Raw genomic sequence first — 18,457 nt, forward strand, 5'->3', positions numbered from 1 at the left:
CGCGGAGGCGTTTGTTTCCACGCCTCCGCGTCTCCGTGTGAGCTCAGGGGATCACGCGCCGCGCGCGAAGAGCTCGCAGGCGCTGGCCAGGTCCACGTTGCCGCCGCTGATGACGATGCCCACGCGCTTCCCGGCGAACGCGCCGGGGTCCGCCAGCAGCGCGGCCACGGGAACGGCGCCGGACGGCTCCACCACCAGCTTCATCCGCGTCCACAGAAAGCGCATCGCCTCGACGATGTCGGACTCGGAGACGGTGCGCATCTCGTCCACGTTCTGCATCACCAGCGGCAGGGTGTAGCGGCCGAGCGACGGCGTGCGCAGCCCGTCGGAGATGGTGGGGGGATTGTGGACGGTGTGCAGCTCGCCGGTGCGGAAGGAGCGCGTGGCGTCGTCCGCCCACTCCGGCTCCACGCCGACAACGCGGCATCCCGGCGCGGCGGACTTCACGGCCAGCGCGGTGCCGCTCAGCAGCCCGCCGCCGCCGCAGGGCGTCATCACCACGTCCAGCGCGCCGGTTTCGGCGATCATCTCCAGCGCCGCCGTCCCCTGCCCGGCGATCACGTCGGGGTGGTCGTACGGGGGGATGAGCGTCATTCCGCGCTCGCGCTGCAGCTCCGCCGCGATCTCCTCCCGCGATCGTCCCGCGCGGTCGTACAGCACCACCTCGGCGCCGTAGCCGCGGGTGCCCTCGATCTTGGGCCCCGGCGCGTCCTCCGGCATCACCACCACCGTCTTCACGCCGAGCAGCCGCCCGGTGAGCGCGACCGCCTGCGCGTGGTTGCCCGACGAGTAGGTGAGCACGCCGCGCGCGCGCTCCTCGTCCGACAACCTGGAGACGGCGTTGAAGGCGCCGCGGAACTTGAAGGCGCCGCCGCGCTGGAAGTTCTCGCACTTCAGGTAGACGCGCGCGCCGACGCGCTCGTCCAGCGTGCGGCTGTGCATCACCGGCGTGGCGTTCGCGTTCCCGCGCAGGCGCCCGGCGGCCGCGCGCACGTCCGCGGCGGTGGGGAGGATCAGGTTCGTTTCAGTCGTCGACATGCAGCCAGTCCAGCTCGGTTCCGGGGGCGAAACGGTCGATCATCTCCCGCACCCGCTCGGGAGCGCTCAGCAGGCGGGCCACCTCGGCCAGCATCTGCAGGTGCTCGTCGGCGCGCTCGGCGGGGCTCACCAGCAGGAAGATGAGGCGGGCGGGGTGCCGGGCGCGAGGGAACTCGACCCCCTCGCGGCTCACGCCCAGCAGCAGCACCGGCCGGGCCAGCCCCTTCAGCCGCACGTGCGGCAGCACCACGCCCGGCACCAGCTCCGACGAGAACTGCTGCTCGTTGCGCACCACCACGTTGGCCACCTCGCGGGCCACGTCGCCATCGAACACCCCCTCCAGCAGCCGCCCCACCGCCGCGACGAACGACATCGCCCCCAGGCGCACCACGCGCTCCGGCGCCACGGTGTCGGAGATCCGCGCCGCGCCGTCGGCCGCCAGCTCGGGCTCGGCGGGGTAGAGCAGGAGGAGCGAGCCGGGGACCAGCGCCGCCAGCTGCTCGGGAAGCCGCACCAGCCGCGGGTGCCACGCCAGCGTCCCGCGCCGCGCGCTGGCCAGAACGACCAGGTCGCTGGGCCGCACCATCGCCCCCACCCGCTCCAGCAGCTCGCCCCACCCCTCCACCCGCTCCCACGCGGCGGGGAGCGCGGGCTTCACCGGCGCGTGCAGCGCCTTCAGCCGCTCCGGCTCGCCGCCGATGGTGACCGCGGCGAGCTGGGCACCGGCGCCGGTGGCCAGCAGGTTCACCGTCCGCAGCGCCTCGCCGAAGCCGGGGTGGCGCTCGATGGCCGGGGGGAGGACCAGGACGACGCGCCCCGCCGTGTTCACCGGGCGCGTCAGCCGCGCCGCGGCCACCGCCTGCCGGGTGCGCTGGAGAAGCTGGTCCAGCACGCCGCCGAACAGCGCCTGCCCCGGCCCACGCCGCGCGTTCCAGCCGAGCACGACCAGGCTCCCGCGCGTCTCCGCCACGCCGCGCGCGATTCCCGCGGCCACGTTGGGGTCCACGCGGGTGAGCGGCACCACCGGCACCTCCGCCGCCGCGGCGTGCACCACCGCGTGCGCCAGCACCTTCTCCGCCTCGGCCACTTCCGCCTCGGCCTCGGCGTCGCTCCCCTCGCCGCGCACCACCATCAGCGGGTGCACCGGCTCGTCGGTCCCCGCGCCGCGCAGGATGAACGCCAGGTCCATCAGCGTGTCGGCCGTCTCCGGCTTGGAGAGCGAGACCACGATGCGGCGCGGCGCGGCCCGCGGATCGTACGGGCGCTGCTCCTCGCGCAGCGCCACCCGTCTCCCATAGCGCTCCACCGCCCACGGCCCGGCCAGGCAGGTCACCAGGATCATCAATACCACGCCGTTCACCTCGGCCTGGTCCAGCAGCCCGGCGTCGAAGCCGACGAGCACGATCGCCAGCGTCCCCGCCGCGTGCGGGACGGTGAGGCCGAAGACGGTCCAGCCCTCGTCCGCCGTCCACCCGAACACCTTCTCGGCCGCGAACGACGCCAGCCACTTGCTCGCGACCACGCCGGCGGTCAGCGCCGCGGCGATCCCCACGGCGCGCCCCTGCAGCGCCCGCGCGTCCACCAGCATTCCCACCGACAGCAGGAAGAAGGGGATGAAGATGGCGTTGCCGGCGAAGTGGATGCGGCTCATCAGCGCGCCCTGCGCGGGGATCAGCCGGTTCAGCGCCAGCCCCGCCAGCAGCGCGCCGATGATGGGCTCCACCCCGCCGAAGTGCGCCGTGTACGAGGCCACGAAGAGGGCGGCGAGCACGAAGATGAACTCCGTGGTCCCGTCGGCGTCCACGGTGCGGAAGAACCACCGCCCCAGCCGCGGCAGCCCCAGCATCACCGCGGCCACGTAGACGGCGAACGGGATCGCCAGCCCCAGCCAGAACGCCGCGTCCAGCGCCCCGCCGCGCGACTTCACCACGATGGCCAGGACGAGCAGCGCCAGCACCTCGGTGAGGATCGTTCCCCCCAGCGCCGCGGTGACCGCCGCGTTGCGCACGATCCCCAGCCGGCTGGCGATGGGGTACGCCAGCAGGGTGTGCGACGAGAAGACCGAGCCGATGAGGAGCGCGGAGGGAAGCGCGTAGCCCAGCGCCATCGCCATCCCCATCCCCGCCATCCCGGGGAGGAGGAAGCTGAGCGTGCCGAAGCCGAGCGAGCGGGCGCGGTAGCGGGCGAACTGGTGGAGGTCCAGCTCCAGGCCGACCAGCAGCATCAGGTACAGCAGCCCCACGGTGCCCAGCAGGACGATGGTGTTGCTGCGCGCCAGCAGCCCGGCGCCGTGCGGCCCGATGGCCGCGCCCGCCACGATCAGCCCGATGATGCCGGGGATGCGGAAGCGCTCGAAGAGGAGCGGGACGACCAGGAAGACCAGCGTCGCGGTGGCGACGACCAGCACCGGGTCGGTGAAGGGGAGCGTGAGCGGGGCGGCGAGCAGCATCGGGGCGACCTTTCCTGGGCCGGGGTGGACCGCTTCCCGGTTCAGGGAGCAGGGACCGACGCCCCTCTCCGAACCAAACCTCTCGAACGAAAACCGGCTACGGACGGCGCCAGGGAACCGGGCGCCGGACCTTCACCGCCACCGTGGACCCGTGCGCCGCCCGCACGCGCGAGTCCACGTAGCGCACGATCATGATCAGGATCACCGCGGAGAAGATGGATCCCAGCACCCCGTTGTGCTCCGCGATGTCCGACGCCAGGGACGCCACGACCGCCACGACGGCGAGCGCCGCCACCACGCGCGTGGCCCAGGGGCGAACGCGCCACAGCGCCTCGATGGCCACCGCCGACGCGCCATCCCCAGGATCGTCAGCACGGCGCCGACCGGGTCGTTCCGCAGGCCCGGCTGCCTGTTCGCGAGCTCGACCACCCCGCCGACCAGGCCGAGAGCCAGGATCACGGCCAGGATGGTGAACCCGCGGGGCCGCTTCACATCGCCCTCCGCGCGCCGGTCACGGCTGGGGACGCGGCACGCGCATCCCCGCCGGCGGCCCGAACCGCTCCTGGATGCGCTGGTGCACGTAGAAGGTGCACATCGCCAGGAACCCCGCCAGGAACAGCATCCCCAGCACCGGCACCACCTCCAGCGGCACCCGCCAGCGGACCACGAGCAAGGCGACCACGGCGGCCGAAAGGAGGCCGGACGCGCGCGTGGCCCACGGCCGCACCCGCCACAGCGCCTCGACGGTCACCGCCTTCAGCGCGGCCACGAGCAGGGCCAGCATCCCCTCCAGCGGCGTCTGCATCCCCGACGCGGGCCCGGCCGCCACCAGCGCCACCAGGTTGCCGCAGAGCTGCATGGCCAGGAACACGGCGAAGATGGAGAAGCCGAGCGGGCGCTTCGTCGCGGCGCTCACGGGCTGCGGCCGGGAAGCGGGCGGCGCCGCGGCGTGGGGCGCGCGGGGAGCATGCCCTGCGACCGCGCCTCGTCGTGCACGTAGTACAGGATGGGGATGCAGAATGCCAGCATCACCCCCATCAGCGTGACCGCGATCAGCAGCCCCGAGCCTCTTCCCAGCGCCGTGCCGACGAGCAGGATGACGCCGCAGAGCCCGGCCACCAGCGCGAGCGACGCGCGGTAGAACCACGGCCGCAGCCAGATCAGCGCCTCGGATGCCACGAACGCCAGCACCGCGATGGCCGCCACCGCCGCGCGCGCCGCCACGGTCTCCGGGGTGCCGGCGGTGAGCGCGAACAGCACCACGAGAAGCACCGCCCCCAGCAGGCCGGAGAGCAGCCCCAGCAGCACCAGCCCGAGCGGCGTCCGCATCACGGCACCTCGCCGCTCACGGCTGCGGCCGCTGCCGGGGACGCGGGCGCAGCCGCGGCTGCCCGGCGGCCGAGGTGCGCGCGTCGTCGATCACCGCCAGCCCCGTCACCCCCACGAACGCGGCGCCCGCGATCTCCAGCAGCGCCTTCTCGAGCTCGCCCCGCGCCAGCAGCGCGCCGGTGGGGATCAGGATGCCCATCGCGGTGCAGAGGGTGAGCGCCTGCGCCGCGCGGAACGCCCACGGGCGGCCGTGCAGCATGGCCTCGGCAGCGATCCACGCCAGCGCGCAGGCGCAGGCCACCGCGCCGCGGAAGGCCACCTCGCCGGGGCGCAGGTCCGCCGCGTTCATGGCGTACACCAGCCACGCCAGCAGGGCGCCGTACACGCCCAGGCAGAGCGCGGGAACGGGGCGGCTGGCGGAAGGGTGGGCCATCGGCGCCTCAGGGCTGCGGGCGGGGATGGAGCTGCGGATGCATCCGCCGCAGGTAGCCCACCATCGGCAGCACCGGGAAGGCGATGAAGCCGGCCGCCAGCAGCATCCCGAACGCGCCCAGCAGCTCGCCCATCAGCAACCCGGCCAGCGCGGGAACGACGAAGCAGCCGATGGTGGACCACGCCAGCGCGGCGCCGGCGCGGTACGCCCACGGCCGCACCCGCCAGATGGCCTCCGCGGTGACGAGCGCCAGCGCGCTCAGCAGCACGCCGGCCCCGCGGAACACCACGCCCCACGCGTTCCACGCGCCGGGCGCCGCGGGATACACCGCGAGCGCCGCCAGCACCACGCCGATCACGGCGGCGCAGAACGCCAGCCCTGCGTATTCGTTCGGCCTTTGCCGCATCGCTCCACCTCCGCGCCGGGCGGAAACGGGTTCAGTACTTGGGGATGGACGGGTCCACCTGGTCGCTCCAGCCCAGGATCCCCCCCTTCAGGTTCAGCAGCCGGTCGTGCCCGTGCCCGCGCAGGAGCTCCAGCGCGCGGCCGCTGCGCGAGCCGGAGCGGCACATCAGCACCACCTCCTCGTCCGCGGGGATCTCGTCCACGCGGGTGGGAAGCTCGCCTAGGGGGATGAGGCGCGCCCCGTACGGCTCCAGGTTGCCGTTGTCCCACTCGTGCGGCTCGCGCACGTCGATGATGGTCAGCTTCTCGCCGTTGTCGAGCCGTTCCTTCAGCTCGGTCGGGGTGATTTCGGGGATGTCGGGCATGGTGATGGTTCGTGGTTGAGTGCTGAGTCCTGAGTCCTGAGTCCTGAGTGCTGAGTGGACGGCGGCGACCGGGTCCGGTGCCGCGCTCGCGCTCTTCGCAACCTCATTCCGCCGGCGCGGAAAATCAACCCGTGCGGCGCGGACGGGAGTCACGGCGCGGGTTTGCGGACCACGAAGTGGAGATGGTCGGCCGCGTCGCGGTACTGCGGCATCTCGCTGGTCTCGGCCGCGAAGGCGAGCACGTTCGCGTACGCCTCCGCATCGTCCGCGGCCAGCGCGGCGAGCTGCGGCGCCATGCCGCCGCAGAAGCCCTCGGCGCCGGCGTAGGTGGCCACCTCGAAGCCGGCGGCGCGGAGCTCGCCGGCCGCGGCGGGCGGGGTGCTCCAGTGCGTGGCGGTGAAGGCGCGCAGCTCCCGGGCGGTGTACGAGCGCGGCTCCATCAGCGCGCGCGGGAAGGCGGCGTCGCGGTACCAGCGCGGGAAGTCGTTGAGCCCGGTGCGCAGCAGCCCCCACGAGTTCAGGTACGCGGCGATGGCCACGCCGCCCGGCCGCAGCACGCGCCGCAGCTCGGCCAGGGCCTCCATCCGCGCGTCTCCGTCGGCAAGATGGTACATCGGCCCCAGGAAGAGCGCCGCGTCGCACGACGCGGCGGCGAAGGTGCCGAGGTCGCACGCGTCGGCGGCGTGGAAGCCCTCCGCGCGCAGGCCCGCGTCGTCGAAGGCGCGGCGGGCGCGCTCCAGCAGGGCGGGGGAGAGGTCGGCCAGCGTCACGCGGAAGCCGCGGCGCGCCAGCTCCAGCGCGTACCGCCCCGGCCCCGAGCCGATGTCCAGCACCTCGCCGCGCGGCGGGAACCACCGGTCCACCAGCCGCAGCGTGCTGGCCATCTCCACGCGGCAGAGCGGAAGGTCCAGCCGCTCCCACTCGCTCTCCACGTTCCGCTCGTAGAACTCCCGCACCTCCGAGCTCATCGTCCCCTCCGGTCACTGTCGTCCGATCCCGGCCCGCATTCAGGATAACGATCGTGCGCTCCGGCGACAGCCGTGCGGCCGGGATCCTCCGTTCCCTCCGGTCCCTCCGTGTGATCCCTCCAGCTTCGCTGATCTCACGCGGAGACGCGGAGTCGCGGAGAACTCATCTTCATCCCCTCCCTTTATCTCCCGGGCACTCAGCACTCCGCACTCGGCACTTCCCTTCCATCCCCGCAAACCCATGCCGTGCCCTTGTATACGGCCGCCGCAAGGGCTAGAGTTTCCGCGTCGGTACATGCGGTGGAAGCCTTTCGCTTCCGCCGACCGCTGAACCACGCGACGGCCCGGCGGCCGGGGAAGACGGCAGGCAGTGCAGACCCTCATCGATTTCGTTCTCCACCTCGACAAGCATCTTGCCGAGCTGACCCGCACGTATGGCGGGTGGGCGTACGGCATCCTCTCGCTGATCCTGTTCTGCGAGACCGGGCTGGTGGTCACCCCTTTCCTTCCCGGCGACTCGCTCCTCTTCGCGGCGGGCGCGCTGGCGGCGGCCGGCGGCGGGCTGAACGTCTTCTACCTCTGGCCCTGCCTGCTGGTCGCCGTGTTCCTGGGCGACAACGTGAACTACTGGGTGGGGTTCCGCCTGGGACGCCGCGTATTCCGCCCGGACGCGCGGGTGCTGAAGACGAAGTACCTGGAGCGCACGGAAGCGTTCTACGCGAAGTACGGCGGCCGCGCGGTGGTTCTCGCGCGCTTCGTGCCCATCGTGCGCACCTACGCGCCGTTCGTGGCCGGCGCGTCGCGGATGCCGTACGGACGCTTCCTGGGGTTCAGCCTGGCCGGATCGTTCGTGTGGATCACCCTTTTCCTCTTCGTCGGGTACTTCTTCGGGAACATCCCGGCGGTGAAGGAGAACTTCATGGTGGTGATCCTGGCCATCATCCTGATCTCCGTCATCCCCGCGGTCGTGGAGATCGTCCGCGCCCGCCGTGCCGAGCGCCCCGCCTGATGCCGATGCCGATCCGCGCACGCCTGCTCGTCCTTCTCGCCGCCGCGGCGCTGCTGGCGCCCGCCGCCGCGCGCGCGCAGGACCCGGCGCCGCGCGACACCATCCACCTGGGCGCGGCGCCGGGGGATACGGCCGAGCTGCCGGCCGACAGCGCGGCGCGCCCGGGCCGCAACCCGCGCTGGGCGCAGCCGTTCGCGGTGGAGACGAGCGGGCAGGTGGCCGCCCGCCCGCCCGCCCGCGACGTGGTGTGGCTGAACGCCGACAGCGTTCGCGCGCGCCGCCTGGCCGCCGCCGCCGCGCGCGACAGCGCCGAGCAGGACGAGGCCGACAGCGCCGCCGCCGAAGCGGACTCCGCCGACGCTGCATCCGACTCCGCCGAGGCCCCGCCGCCGCCGCGCACCCGCCGCGCCGCCGCGGACACCACCGCATCCGGCCGCCGCACCGGCACCCGCACCGCCTCCCGCGACACCGCCGCCACCGGCCGCCGCACCACGGGCAGCCGTACCGCGCGGGCCGACTCGGCAACGACGACGCGACGGACAACGTCGCGCGACACGGCGACGACTCGCCGCTCCACATCGCGGGATACGGCGGCGACGCGCAGATCCGCATCGCGCGACACGGCGTCGCGGGCGCGGGGGGCGACGAATCGCCCGCGGACGCACACGGTGGCGTCGGGGGAGACGCTGTACGGGATCGCGCGGAGATACGGCGTGACCTCGGCGCAGATCCGCGCGCTGAACCCGGACCTCGACGAGACGCTGGACGTCGGCACCGTGCTGCGCCTGCCCGCCGGCGCGCGCGCACCGGCGCAGTCTTCCGTGCGACCCGGTTCGCCGGACGATGAGGATCGGCCGGCCACGGCGCGGCGTCCCTCGCCTTCGCGCGCGGACACGGCGTCGCGGCGCACGGCCACGCCCGCGCGGACGCCGGGGCGGCGCACGCACACGGTGGCCGCGCACGAGACGCTGTTCGGCATCGCGCGGAAGTACGGCGTGTCGGTGGATGCCATCCGCCGCGCCAACCGGCTGGAGGGCGACGCGCTGCGCCCCGGCCAGACGCTGGTGATCCCCGCGCCGGTGCCCAAGCCGTAGCCAAACGCGCGGCGTGGCGCGATTCCTCCGTGGGGTGATGGGCAACGAGCCGCCGGGGCGATCCATCACCCTCGGCGGCCGGAGTGGTGCGGTCAGGCGGAACACGTGAACGGGGGTGGACGATGGCCAATGCGAACGGGCCGCGCGCGGAGATCCTTCGCTCGCGCGACTTCATCGGCTGGGCGGTGACGGCGGCGAACGGCGCCAACGTGGGCACCGTGAGCGACATCCTGATCGACCGGCGCGGGCAGGTGCGCTACCTGGCGGTCGATCCCGGCTTCTTCAAGAAGTCCTACCTTCTCCCCGTCGAGGCGCTGGAGTGGGGCGAGGGCTCGCTGCAGACCTCGTGGACCGACGCGCAGGTGAAGCACCTGCCGCCGTACGACGCCTCCGTGCCGCTGACCGCCGAGGTGCTGGGGGAGATGAACCACGCCTTCCCGCGCTTCTACGGCGAGCACGCGGGCACCGCCTACGAGCCGGGCGAGGGCCCCAGCGTGGTGCCGCTGAAGGACGCGCGCGACTTCCGGCTGGCCAGGGGCGCGCCGAACCTGAAGGGGTGGGCGGTCTACGGCGGCGACAACGAGAAGGTGGGCACGGTCACGCAGATGCTGGTGGACCCGGTGGCGATGAAGGTGCGCTACCTGGACGTGGACCTGGCCGACGACCTGTTCGGCCTGGTGGACGACCGCCACGTGCTGGTGCCGCTGGAGGCGGTGGAGCTGCGCGACCGCAGCCAGGACGTGTGGGTGCAGGGGCTGTCCGGGCGCGACATCGCCCGCCTGCCCGCGTACCTGGGCGGCCCGGTGGACCCGCTGCTGGAGCAGGCCTCCGAGCGCGCCTTCCGCCTTTCCGAGCAGCGTCCGCCCGTGCTGGTGCAGGCGGATGAGGATGCTGCCGCCGAGCTTCCGCCCCCGTCGCGGGAGATGGACATGGTCCCGCGCGACGCCGAGTTCGCCGCCCCGCCCCCGCCCGCCGACGCGCCGCCCTCGCTCACCGGCGACCTGACGCCGCACGAGCGCCCGCCCATCGTGGTAGACGAGGGTCCCGGCGCGGCCGGCATGCCCCCTCCGCTCCCCGACGAGCACGGCGAGCCGCCCCTGGTCCCGTACGACCCGCCGCCGGACGAGCGCGACCGGTCATAGGATATCGGAAGGGCCGCGGAGGAATTTCCCCGCGGCCCTTTGCATGGGTGGCTCCCCGCTACCCGGAATGGAATTCCGGGGCAACAAAAGCACAAAGTCCCTCCGGGACTGCAGCCTTCCCATCTCCGCGCGGGGAGGCCCGGGCGCAGCCGCTGGTGGTGTCGGCCGCGCCGAGCGTGGCTCGCCGCCCCGATCCTTGGAAGCAATCCCGCAGGGACTTGGTGCTGTTGTTGCCCGCCAATTCATTGGCGGTCGGCGCAGAAGAGCCGCGGAGGGAATTTCCCCGCGGCCCTTTGCATTGATGGCTCCCCGCTACCCGGAATGGAATTCCGGGGCAACAAAAGCACAAAGTCCCTCCGGGACTGCAGCCTTCCCATCTCCGCGCGGGAGAGGCCCGGGCGCAGCCGCTGGTGGTGTCGGCTGCGCCGAGGGTGGCTCGCCGCCCCGATCCTTGGAAGCAGTCCCGCAGGGACTTGGTGCTGTTGTTGCCCGCCAATTCATTGGCGGTCAGCGCAGAAGAGCCGCGGAGGGAATTTCCCCGCGGCCCTTTGCATGGATGGCTCCCCGCTACCCGGAATGGAATTCCGGGGCAACAAAAGCACAAAGTCCCTCCGGGACTGCAGCCTCCGCATCTCCGCGCGGGAGAGGTTCGGGAGCGGCCGCTGATGGCGGCGGCCGCGCCGGGGTTGGCTTGGCGCTCCAATGGCGGGCAGCAGTCCCGCAGGGACTTGGTGCTGTTGTTGCCCGCCAATTCATTGGCGGTCGGCGCAGGAATAGCCTGCGGAGGAATCTCCCCCGCGGAACTTTTGATGGTGCAGCGCCTCAGGTGGTCCGGTGCACCAGCGTCGCGCTCGCCTGGTCGGTGGGCTTGATGATGACCTCGTCGATGCAGACGTGCGGCGGGCGCGTGGCCACCCACACGATCGTCTCGGCGATGTCGTCCGCGGTGAGCGCCGTCATCCCGCGGTAGACGTTCTTCGCGCGCGCCTCGTCGCCGTGGAAGCGGACCACGCTGAACTCCGTCTCCACCATCCCCGGGTCCACCGTGCTGACGCGGATGCCGGTGCCGAGGACGTCCATCCGCAACCCCCTCGTGATCGCCCCCACCGCGTGCTTGGTGGCGCAGTACACGGCGCCACCGGGGTACACCTCGTGCCCCGCGACGGAGCCCAGGTTGATCACGTGCCCGCGCTTCCGCTCGGCCATCCCCGGCACCACCGCGCGGGTGACGTAGAGCAGCCCCTTCACGTTGGTGTCCACCATCTCGTCCCAGTCGGCCGGGCTCCCCTCCCAGAGCTTGTCCATTCCGCGTCCCAGGCCGGCGTTGTTCACCAGCACGTCGATCTCCCGCCACTCCGCCGGCAGCCCGGCGATGCGTTCCATCACCGCGGCCTGGTCGCGAACGTCCAGCTCCAGCAGCAGCACGTCGGTTCCCGCGCCGCGCAGCTTCTCCGCGGCCTCCTCCAGGCGGCCGGCGCGGCGCGCGCACAGGATCAGCCGCGCCCCCTCCTCCGCGAACGCGCGCGCGCACGCCGCGCCGATCCCCGCGCTGGCGCCGGTGATCAGGACGGTTCTTCCGGACAGCTTCATCTCGATCCCCCAATCCCTTTGAAAGTCAGAGAGGGGTGATTCTACCGCGGCCGCCGTGCGCGAGCCAGCCGTCGCGAGTCCAACGATGCAGGGAGACGCGGTCAGACGGGGAGCGCGCAGCGGGGGCAGGCGGTGGCGCCGGGCGGGAGGGTTTCGCCACAGCGGGGGCATGCGGAAAGCTCGGCGGGCGCGGGCGGCGGCTCCGGCGCGTCGTCGGCGAGCTCGATGGCCTGCGTTTCCGCGCGGATCAGCCCCGTCAGCACGGCGGCGATCGCCTCCAGCTGCGGCGTGACCAGGTTCGCGGGGACGGCGGGGAGGGTGGCGAGGACCAGGTCGCGCGTGCCCTCCGCGCCGGGCGGGCTCCAGTTGACGCGCAGCGTGGGCGGGCCCTCGATCTCCGGCCACACGTCCACCCGCAGCACGTCGCGCACGGGGAGGGGAACCGGCGGGGGCGGCTCGGCGGTGAGCGGCGCCACCCACACCCGCCCGCCGCCCACGAACAGGTCCACCGGCCGCGGCGACAGATCTCCCAGCCCGGAGACGTAGCGCAGCCGCGCGATGAAGGCGGCGTTGCGCGGCATCCCCGCCTGGTAGCGCGCGACCATCACCTTGCTGCGCTGCACGGCGCGGGCGCTCGGCTGCCCCTCCATCACCCCCGGCGGGAGCTGGCGGAACGCCGGGCCGGGAAAGCGCGGCCCCACCCCCGCCGCGCGCGACGCGGCGCGGCGGCCCAGCAGCGTCCACGCGCACACCAGCGGCGGGATGAACGGCAGCACCACGATCAAGCCCCACCCGTCGGCCGGGATGGTGAGCGCCGCGATGGCCACGAGCACGAACCATCCCACGGCGGCCCCCAGGCACCCCGCCCACCAGCGGGACTTCGCCAGGCGCCAGGTGCCCCACGCGAGCGCCACGATCGCCACGTACAGCACCCACCACGGCAGCGTCGGCGCGGTCTGGGCCTGGAGGAACACGGCTGCCACCATCATTCCCCCACTCCCGTTCTCTGGGTTTCTATCGCGGCCGTCACTCCCTGGACCACCTCACCGCGGGCGAGGTCCCAGAGCATGGTGATGCCGTTGTCCCTTCCCGGCGAGCGCGTTTGAAGAGCATGTGCACGCCGGGAAGAGACGCCAAGCCTCTGGCCCACCAGAAACTGAAGCCGGTCATGCTGGCTGGAGAGAAATCTTGCGAGAGACTCACGTGCCGCGGCCTTGCCTTTCGCCCGACGCTCGATATCCGCCGCCAGCGGGCGCCAGACCTCGGCCCCCAGCTCCACGCCGTCTCCGGGGATCTTCTCCAGGGCGATGGGGAAGACGGCGACCCGCTCTACGTACGACGGTACATGGTCGCGGAGGATGACCACGACGCCGAGAAGCACGATTCCGCCGTCGTCCCGCTGCGCCGGACCCGGGAACTCCGCGGCTGCGGGCTCGTCGCCGCGGAGCAGGGCATCGGCCTTCGAAGGCGGGAGGCGAACGAGCTGGCCATTCGCGGCGGCGAGATAGTACCAGGTTGTGGATGAGATCCCCGATGGCATCCGGATCTTGCGGAAAAGCTCCGCACGTGGATCGATCATGCCGAGGAACATCCGGATCCTGTGCACGGCGGCGTTCAGGTCGCGCACGGGTAAATCCATCTCCGCCGCCATGCGCGCGAACGGAGCGATCCAGTGCTCGTGCGCCTCGACGAACGGCGGCCACGCGTGAGCGCCGCGGAGGGTGAACACCCGCTCGCAGGTCTCGCGGAACGCGGGAAAGTGAGTGATCAGCTCCGTGAGCAGGAGGAGGTCGACCAAGTCCCTGAAGCGGTCGTTCTGCCGTCCTTCGGCAGCCGGCAGGGTCATGGCGTGGATCTTCTGCGCGGCCTGCACATACAGGGACAGGCATGGCAGCCGCTCCGGGAAGCCGAAGCAGAGCTCGCGAAGGTCGATCGCCTCCACCATCTCGAACTCGGCCGAATCTCCCTCGCGCCGGCTCAGGTCGATCTGGATCCGCGACCATCCTCGCCGCGCGTATTCCACCGAGACCTCCACGCGCGCGCCTCCGCGGGGGAGCGGGCGCGGGTCGCCGTGCCTGCGGAACGAAAAGCCTTCGAACGGCACCGCCAGAGCGGTCTCCAGCTCGGCGATGGGGTCCGCGGTGGGGTCGTTCAGGACCAGGTCGAGGTCCCGCGTAGCCCGCGCTCTCGACCGAAGCCGCAGTTCCAGCGCAACGCCGCCCTTGATGGTGAACCGGGGGCCATCAGCGGCGAACCCGGCGCGCTCCAGCGCGCCGCCGAGTGCCATGTACGCCACCCAGCGGCGCACCCGCACCGTGTCCTGCCCGATCTTCCGCGCGTAGGCGTCCACCCAGCGCGAGAGCATCTGGTTCGTCTTCGGCGGCGTTCGGGTGCGAGCCGGCATCTCTCACTCCGCGAGGAGTTCGGCGCTCAGGCGCCCGGCGGCGGGCTCCGCCAGCAGACCTTTGCGCCGGGCTTCATCGATCGCCTGGCGGACGAGCTCGGGCCCGAGGTGCGCCGCGGAACAGTCACGGATGGCGCGCTCGAGCGTGGTGACGGGAATCCCTTCGAACGTGTCGAGGTCCGCGGCGTCCAGGTCGGTCCGGTGCAGCACCAGCCGGCCCGGTACGCGGCGATGCGTCCTGAAGCGGCGCGGTACCGTGATGTGCACGGCGGCCGGGCTCACGTCCGACACCTCGTGCAGCGCGAGAACGGATTCGTGCGAGACCACTCCGCGCACCCTCCCCGGCCACAGCGCCGCTTCCATGTACGACCCGAGCGGAGACGATGGATAGTGGACGAGCCGGTAGACGCCGTGGCTCACGCGCTCCGCGCTGTTCCGTCTGGCCATCATTACCAACGCCATGGTGCTCACGCCCCAATCCCGGGCCTGCGCCGTCGTGAAGTAGCCGTGCTGGTCGGCGGCGAGATCCTGAAGCGAGCGGTACGACGAGCCGGGCATAGATCCAGAGGGTTTGCGTACGGAACCTAACATAACGTTAGATATCGTACGCGCAACTCTCCCGTGAGCGGGGGCACGATCACCGCCGGGGGCGGCCGGCGCCGCTGCCGGCGCGGTGGCGCAGGAAGTAGGCGGCCGCCTCGGTGCGGTTGCGCACGCCCAGCTTCAGGTAGACGTTCTGCAGGTGGAACTTCACGGTGTTGTCGCTCACCCGCAGCCGCGCCGCGATCTGCGCGTTGGTCAGCCCCTCGGAGACGAGCGCCAGGATCTCCATCTCCCGGTCGGTGGGCTGGCTGGGCTCCGACGGGCGGGGCGTGCCCAGCAGCCACCGCCGCGCCGCCGCGGGAAAGACGAGCTGGCCGCGGTACACCTACCGGATGGACGCCACCGTCTGCTGCGGCGGCTCGGTCTTCAGCGCGAACCCGCTGGCGCCGCCCTCCAGCGCCGCCCGCATCGACTCGCCGTCGCTGTACGCGGTGAGGACCAGGACGCGCACCCCGGGGTGCGCGGTGCGCAGCGACTCCAGGCACTGCAGCCCGCCCATCGGCCCCATCTCCAGGTCCAGCACCACCACGTCGGGGCGATGGCGATGCACCGCGTCCAGGCACACCCCGCCGTCCTTCACCGCCGCCAGCACCTCCATGTCCGGCTCCGCCTCGATCAGCGAGCGCAGTCCTTCGAGGACGAGCTGGTGGTCGTCCGCCAGGATGATGCGGATCTTCTCCCCGCCCCCGTTCCCCGCCGTCACCGCTCCTCCCCGGGCACGATGGGAACCTCCACGGCGATCATCGCCCCGCGGCCGGGCTGGCTGCGGAGGCGGAAGCGCCCGCCGATCATCTCCACCCGGTCGCGCATCCCCTGCAGCCCGTAGTGCTTCTCCACGGGGACGGTGCGCGCGTCGAAGCCGTGGCCGTTGTCGCTCACGCTCATCCGCAGCCGCCGCTCGCCGCGGCGGACCACGGGGCGCAGGCGGACGACGACGCGGTTGGCGCCGCCGTGGCGGTAGGCGTTGGAGAGCCCTTCCTGCAGGACGCGGTAGAGGCCGATCTTCACCGGCAGCGGCACGTCCGGCAGCGGGGTGCGCACGTCCAGCTCCAGTTCGGTGTCGGTCATCGCCTCGTGCTGGAGCGCGAGCCCTTCGAGCAGGGTGACCAGGCCGCGCGCCTCGAACTCGGGCGGGCGGAAGGCGCCGATGAAGGAGCGCACCTCGTTCAGTCCCCCTTCCAGCAGCAGGCGGATGCGCTCGGTGCGCTCGGCCACCTGCGGATCGCGCACGCCGGCGGCGTCGAGCGCGCGGCCCAGCAGGTCCAGCTGGCTGAGCGCGGCGTACATGTGCTGCACCGGCCCGTCGTGGATGTCGAGCAGGATGCGCTGCAGCTCGCGCTCGGTGACCTGCATCATGCGGTGCGACGCGCTGATCTCGCGCCGCTCGGCGACCGGGGACCGCGGCATCGGGGGGATGGAGGCGGTGGGGGCGTGGGCCGGGACGGTTGCAGGGGAATCTACCGCGCGGGCGGTTCTCCGTCACGGAGTGCGGAAGTGCGGAAGTGCGTGAGTGCGTGGGGTCGCGGGGATCCAACGCACTCCCGCACTTCCGCGCTCACGCACTTTCTTGTAATCGGTTGCAAACGGATGGAGCGCGGCCGATGTTGTCCCCGAACGGCCGCGGCCCCGCCGATCCCCCGGCGGCCGCGCACCCCGATCCCGGCGAGAGTTGCGAATGACCATCACCCGCGTACCCCTTCGCGAGCAGGTGCACCGCGCGGTGGTGGGCCGCATCCTCCGCGAGGAGCTGGCGCCCGGCTCGCGCATCAGCGACTCGGTGATGGCGGCGGAGCTGGGCGTCAGCCGCACGCCGGTGCGCGAGGCGCTGCTGCGGCTGGAGCGCGAGGGGTTCCTGGAGGTGGACATGGGGCGCGGCTTCTTCGTGAAGCCGCTGTCGGCCACGGAGATGCGCGAGGTCTACCCCATCCTGTGGACGCTGGAGGTGCTGGCGCTGCGCTCCCTGCCGCCCGTTCCCGCACCGGTCGTCGCCGAGCTGGACCGCATCAACGCGGAGATGGCGGAGGTGGGCGACGACCCCGAGCGCCGCATCGACCTGGACACGGCGTGGCACCGCACGCTGCTGGAAGGGTGCGGCAACCAGCGGCTGGTGGAGATGATCGCCAGCGTGAAGGCCGTGGTGCGGCGCTACGAGTACGCGTACATGCAGAATTCCGGCTTCATCCCCGTCTCCACCCGCACCCACGACGACATCGCCCGCGCCGTGGAGCGCGGCGACCTCGAATCCGCGGCGCCGCTGCTGGAAAGCAACTGGCGTTTCGGGATGGAGGAGATGCTGGAGTGGCTGGAATCCGGGCGGTAAGGAAGGTGTGCGCTGACCCGGAATGAAATTCCGGGGCAACAACAGCACAAAGTCCCTCCGGGACTGCAGCCAGGCTATTCCTTCGCCAGAGACCCCTCACCGCGGTCCGCCGCGATCTTTGGCCCGCGATGAAGGTGCCCGGCGCGGTGATGCCGAGGCTGCAGCGCCTCCCCGGAATGAATTCCGGGGCTACGACAGCACAAAGTCCCTCCGGGACTGCTGCCAGGCTATCCCTTCGCCAGAGACCCCTCACCGCGGCCCGCTGCGATCATTGGCCGCAATGAAGGTGCCCGGCGCAGTGATGCCGAGGCTGCAGTCCCGAAGGGACTTTGTGCTTTTGTTGCCCGCCAATTCATTGGCGGGTGGCGGCACCGGTGAACAGCAGTTGCCTGCTCAAAGCCGAAGTGCGCTGGGCCGCCAGAGCTCAGCGCACTTCCGCACTCACGCACTTTCCGTCGTCCGCCGCGCCTCGATGCGGTCCACCGCGCGGTGGGCCAGTCCGCGGAGGACGTCGAGGTCGGCGTCGCTGAAGGTGCGCGCCTCGGTGCCGATCACGCACAGCGTTCCCAATGCGTGGCCGCGCGTGGAGACCAGCGGGATCCCCGCGTAGCAGCGGATGCCGTCGTTCGCGACGAGCGGGTTGTCGCGGACGGTGGGGTGCGTGGTCGCGTCTTCCACCACGAACGGCTCGCGGCTGGCGACCGCGTTCGCGCAGAAGCTCCACTCCACCGGCGTCCCGCGCGACTCGGCCATCCACCCCGTCAGCCCGTGGTGCGCCGCGAAGAACTGCGCCTCGTCCAGCACCACCGTCACCATCGACATCGGCAGGCCGAGCCGCGCGGCCGCCTCTTCCGCAGTCTGCTGCAGGATGGCGTCGACCTCGGGCGTCAGCAGGTCGAGATCGACGATCTCCTGCAGGCGCCCGGCCTCGGCCAGCGCGGCGTCGCCCGCGGCCACCTGCGTGCGCCCGGTCATCGCCCGCCTCCCGCGTGCTCGCGGTTCAGCAGCAGCCAGGTGCGCGAGCGCACGGCAAGCGAGGTGCCGATCGCCCGCTCCGGGCCGCTGCCGGTGAGCAGCTTCTCCGCGATTCGCAGCAGTTCCTCGGGGGTCAGGCGGTGCACCTTCTGGCGGTCCACCCCGGCCTCGCGGCAGGCCCGCAGCCACGCCTTCGTGGCGCCGTCCACCCCCAGCACCCGCGCAAGCATCGTCACCGCATCGTCTTCGTTGGGGGGCGCAAGCCCGTATCGCTGGATCGTCCCGTCCATTCCGTGTCCCCTGATGTACGGTCGGCTGAATTGAGGATCACGA

22 protein-coding genes are annotated in these 18,457 nt (G+C 72.3%); 4 read left to right on the forward strand and 18 right to left on the reverse strand.

Going from position 1 to position 18,457, the window contains the following annotated elements:
• Positions 1-51: 51 nt before the first annotated feature.
• The 9 genes from VLK66_RS07170 to VLK66_RS07210 form a co-directional block, all read right to left on the reverse strand.
• The gene (locus VLK66_RS07170) at positions 52-1,038 is read right to left on the reverse strand and encodes a threo-3-hydroxy-L-aspartate ammonia-lyase (RefSeq protein ID WP_325308700.1); all 987 of its coding nucleotides are present in this window, start codon (positions 1,036-1,038) and stop codon (positions 52-54) included.
• Positions 1,025-3,487, reverse strand: a complete 2,463-nt coding sequence (locus VLK66_RS07175; protein WP_325308701.1) for a cation:proton antiporter — start codon at positions 3,485-3,487, stop codon at positions 1,025-1,027. Before VLK66_RS07175 ends, VLK66_RS07170 begins: the two co-directional genes overlap by 14 nt.
• Positions 3,488-3,584: 97 nt before the next feature.
• Positions 3,585-3,830, reverse strand: a complete 246-nt coding sequence (locus tag VLK66_RS07180; protein WP_325308702.1) for a hypothetical protein — start codon at positions 3,828-3,830, stop codon at positions 3,585-3,587.
• A gap of 168 nt (positions 3,831-3,998) precedes the next feature.
• Complete coding sequence (locus VLK66_RS07185) at positions 3,999-4,403, reverse strand: hypothetical protein (RefSeq protein WP_325308703.1); 405 nt, start codon at positions 4,401-4,403, stop codon at positions 3,999-4,001.
• The gene (locus VLK66_RS07190; protein WP_325308704.1) at positions 4,400-4,816 is read right to left on the reverse strand and encodes a hypothetical protein; all 417 of its coding nucleotides are present in this window, start codon (positions 4,814-4,816) and stop codon (positions 4,400-4,402) included. The genes VLK66_RS07185 and VLK66_RS07190 overlap by 4 nt, the downstream gene beginning before the upstream one ends.
• 16 nt (positions 4,817-4,832) lie before the next feature.
• A complete protein-coding gene (locus VLK66_RS07195) occupies positions 4,833-5,249 on the reverse strand; it encodes a hypothetical protein (protein WP_325308705.1) in 417 nt (138 codons plus the stop codon).
• A 7-nt stretch (positions 5,250-5,256) separates the two neighbouring features.
• Complete coding sequence (locus tag VLK66_RS07200; RefSeq protein WP_325308706.1) at positions 5,257-5,655, reverse strand: hypothetical protein; 399 nt, start codon at positions 5,653-5,655, stop codon at positions 5,257-5,259.
• A 31-nt stretch (positions 5,656-5,686) separates the two neighbouring features.
• Positions 5,687-6,019, reverse strand: a complete 333-nt coding sequence (locus tag VLK66_RS07205) for a rhodanese-like domain-containing protein (RefSeq protein WP_325308707.1) — start codon at positions 6,017-6,019, stop codon at positions 5,687-5,689.
• Positions 6,020-6,168: 149 nt separating this feature from the next.
• Positions 6,169-6,987: a class I SAM-dependent methyltransferase gene (locus VLK66_RS07210; protein ID WP_325308708.1), complete on the reverse strand. Its 819-nt coding sequence runs from the start codon at positions 6,985-6,987 to the stop codon at positions 6,169-6,171.
• A gap of 370 nt (positions 6,988-7,357) precedes the next feature.
• Here VLK66_RS07210 and VLK66_RS07215 point away from each other — a divergent pair, with 370 nt between their 5' ends.
• The 3 genes from VLK66_RS07215 to VLK66_RS07225 all read left to right on the forward strand — a co-directional run bounded on the left by VLK66_RS07215 (position 7,358) and on the right by VLK66_RS07225 (position 10,232).
• Positions 7,358-7,996, forward strand: a complete 639-nt coding sequence (locus VLK66_RS07215; RefSeq protein WP_325308709.1) for a DedA family protein — start codon at positions 7,358-7,360, stop codon at positions 7,994-7,996.
• Positions 7,997-8,001: 5 nt separating this feature from the next.
• A complete protein-coding gene (locus VLK66_RS07220; RefSeq protein ID WP_325308710.1) occupies positions 8,002-9,090 on the forward strand; it encodes a LysM peptidoglycan-binding domain-containing protein in 1,089 nt (362 codons plus the stop codon).
• A gap of 122 nt (positions 9,091-9,212) precedes the next feature.
• Entirely contained in the window at positions 9,213-10,232 is a 1,020-nt protein-coding gene (locus VLK66_RS07225) for a PRC-barrel domain-containing protein (protein WP_325308711.1), read from the forward strand.
• A gap of 822 nt (positions 10,233-11,054) precedes the next feature.
• On the opposite strand, the gene VLK66_RS07230 is transcribed toward VLK66_RS07225, so the two are convergent.
• The 7 genes from VLK66_RS07230 to VLK66_RS07260 form a co-directional block, all read right to left on the reverse strand.
• Positions 11,055-11,822, reverse strand: coding sequence for an SDR family oxidoreductase (locus tag VLK66_RS07230; protein WP_325308712.1), 768 nt, complete (start codon positions 11,820-11,822; stop codon positions 11,055-11,057).
• A 101-nt stretch (positions 11,823-11,923) separates the two neighbouring features.
• Entirely contained in the window at positions 11,924-12,811 is an 888-nt protein-coding gene (locus VLK66_RS07235) for a zinc ribbon domain-containing protein (protein ID WP_325308713.1), read from the reverse strand.
• Positions 12,808-14,226: a nucleotidyl transferase AbiEii/AbiGii toxin family protein gene (locus tag VLK66_RS07240; protein ID WP_325308714.1), complete on the reverse strand. Its 1,419-nt coding sequence runs from the start codon at positions 14,224-14,226 to the stop codon at positions 12,808-12,810. The genes VLK66_RS07235 and VLK66_RS07240 overlap by 4 nt, the downstream gene beginning before the upstream one ends.
• 3 nt (positions 14,227-14,229) lie before the next feature.
• Positions 14,230-14,784, reverse strand: coding sequence for a type IV toxin-antitoxin system AbiEi family antitoxin domain-containing protein (locus VLK66_RS07245; protein WP_325308715.1), 555 nt, complete (start codon positions 14,782-14,784; stop codon positions 14,230-14,232).
• Positions 14,785-14,863: 79 nt separating this feature from the next.
• Positions 14,864-15,154 (reverse strand): response regulator transcription factor, encoded by a 291-nt coding sequence (locus tag VLK66_RS07250; RefSeq protein WP_325308716.1) that lies wholly within the window; start codon positions 15,152-15,154, stop codon positions 14,864-14,866.
• A complete protein-coding gene (locus VLK66_RS07255; protein ID WP_325308717.1) occupies positions 15,155-15,532 on the reverse strand; it encodes a response regulator transcription factor in 378 nt (125 codons plus the stop codon).
• Positions 15,529-16,236, reverse strand: coding sequence for a sensor histidine kinase (locus VLK66_RS07260; protein WP_325308718.1), 708 nt, complete (start codon positions 16,234-16,236; stop codon positions 15,529-15,531). The genes VLK66_RS07255 and VLK66_RS07260 overlap by 4 nt, the downstream gene beginning before the upstream one ends.
• Before the next feature lie 268 nt (positions 16,237-16,504).
• On the opposite strand from VLK66_RS07260, the gene VLK66_RS07265 reads away from it, so the two are divergent.
• Complete coding sequence (locus VLK66_RS07265; protein ID WP_325308719.1) at positions 16,505-17,149, forward strand: GntR family transcriptional regulator; 645 nt, start codon at positions 16,505-16,507, stop codon at positions 17,147-17,149.
• Between the two features lie 441 nt (positions 17,150-17,590).
• On the opposite strand, the gene VLK66_RS07270 is transcribed toward VLK66_RS07265, so the two are convergent.
• Positions 17,591-18,124, reverse strand: coding sequence for a GAF domain-containing protein (locus VLK66_RS07270; protein ID WP_325308720.1), 534 nt, complete (start codon positions 18,122-18,124; stop codon positions 17,591-17,593).
• Entirely contained in the window at positions 18,121-18,360 is a 240-nt protein-coding gene (locus VLK66_RS07275; RefSeq protein WP_325308721.1) for a hypothetical protein, read from the reverse strand. Before VLK66_RS07275 ends, VLK66_RS07270 begins: the two co-directional genes overlap by 4 nt.
• Between the last annotated feature and the right edge of the window lie 97 nt (positions 18,361-18,457).

This window comes from Longimicrobium sp. (genome assembly GCF_035474595.1).
Taxonomy (GTDB): Bacteria; Gemmatimonadota; Gemmatimonadetes; order Longimicrobiales; family Longimicrobiaceae; genus Longimicrobium.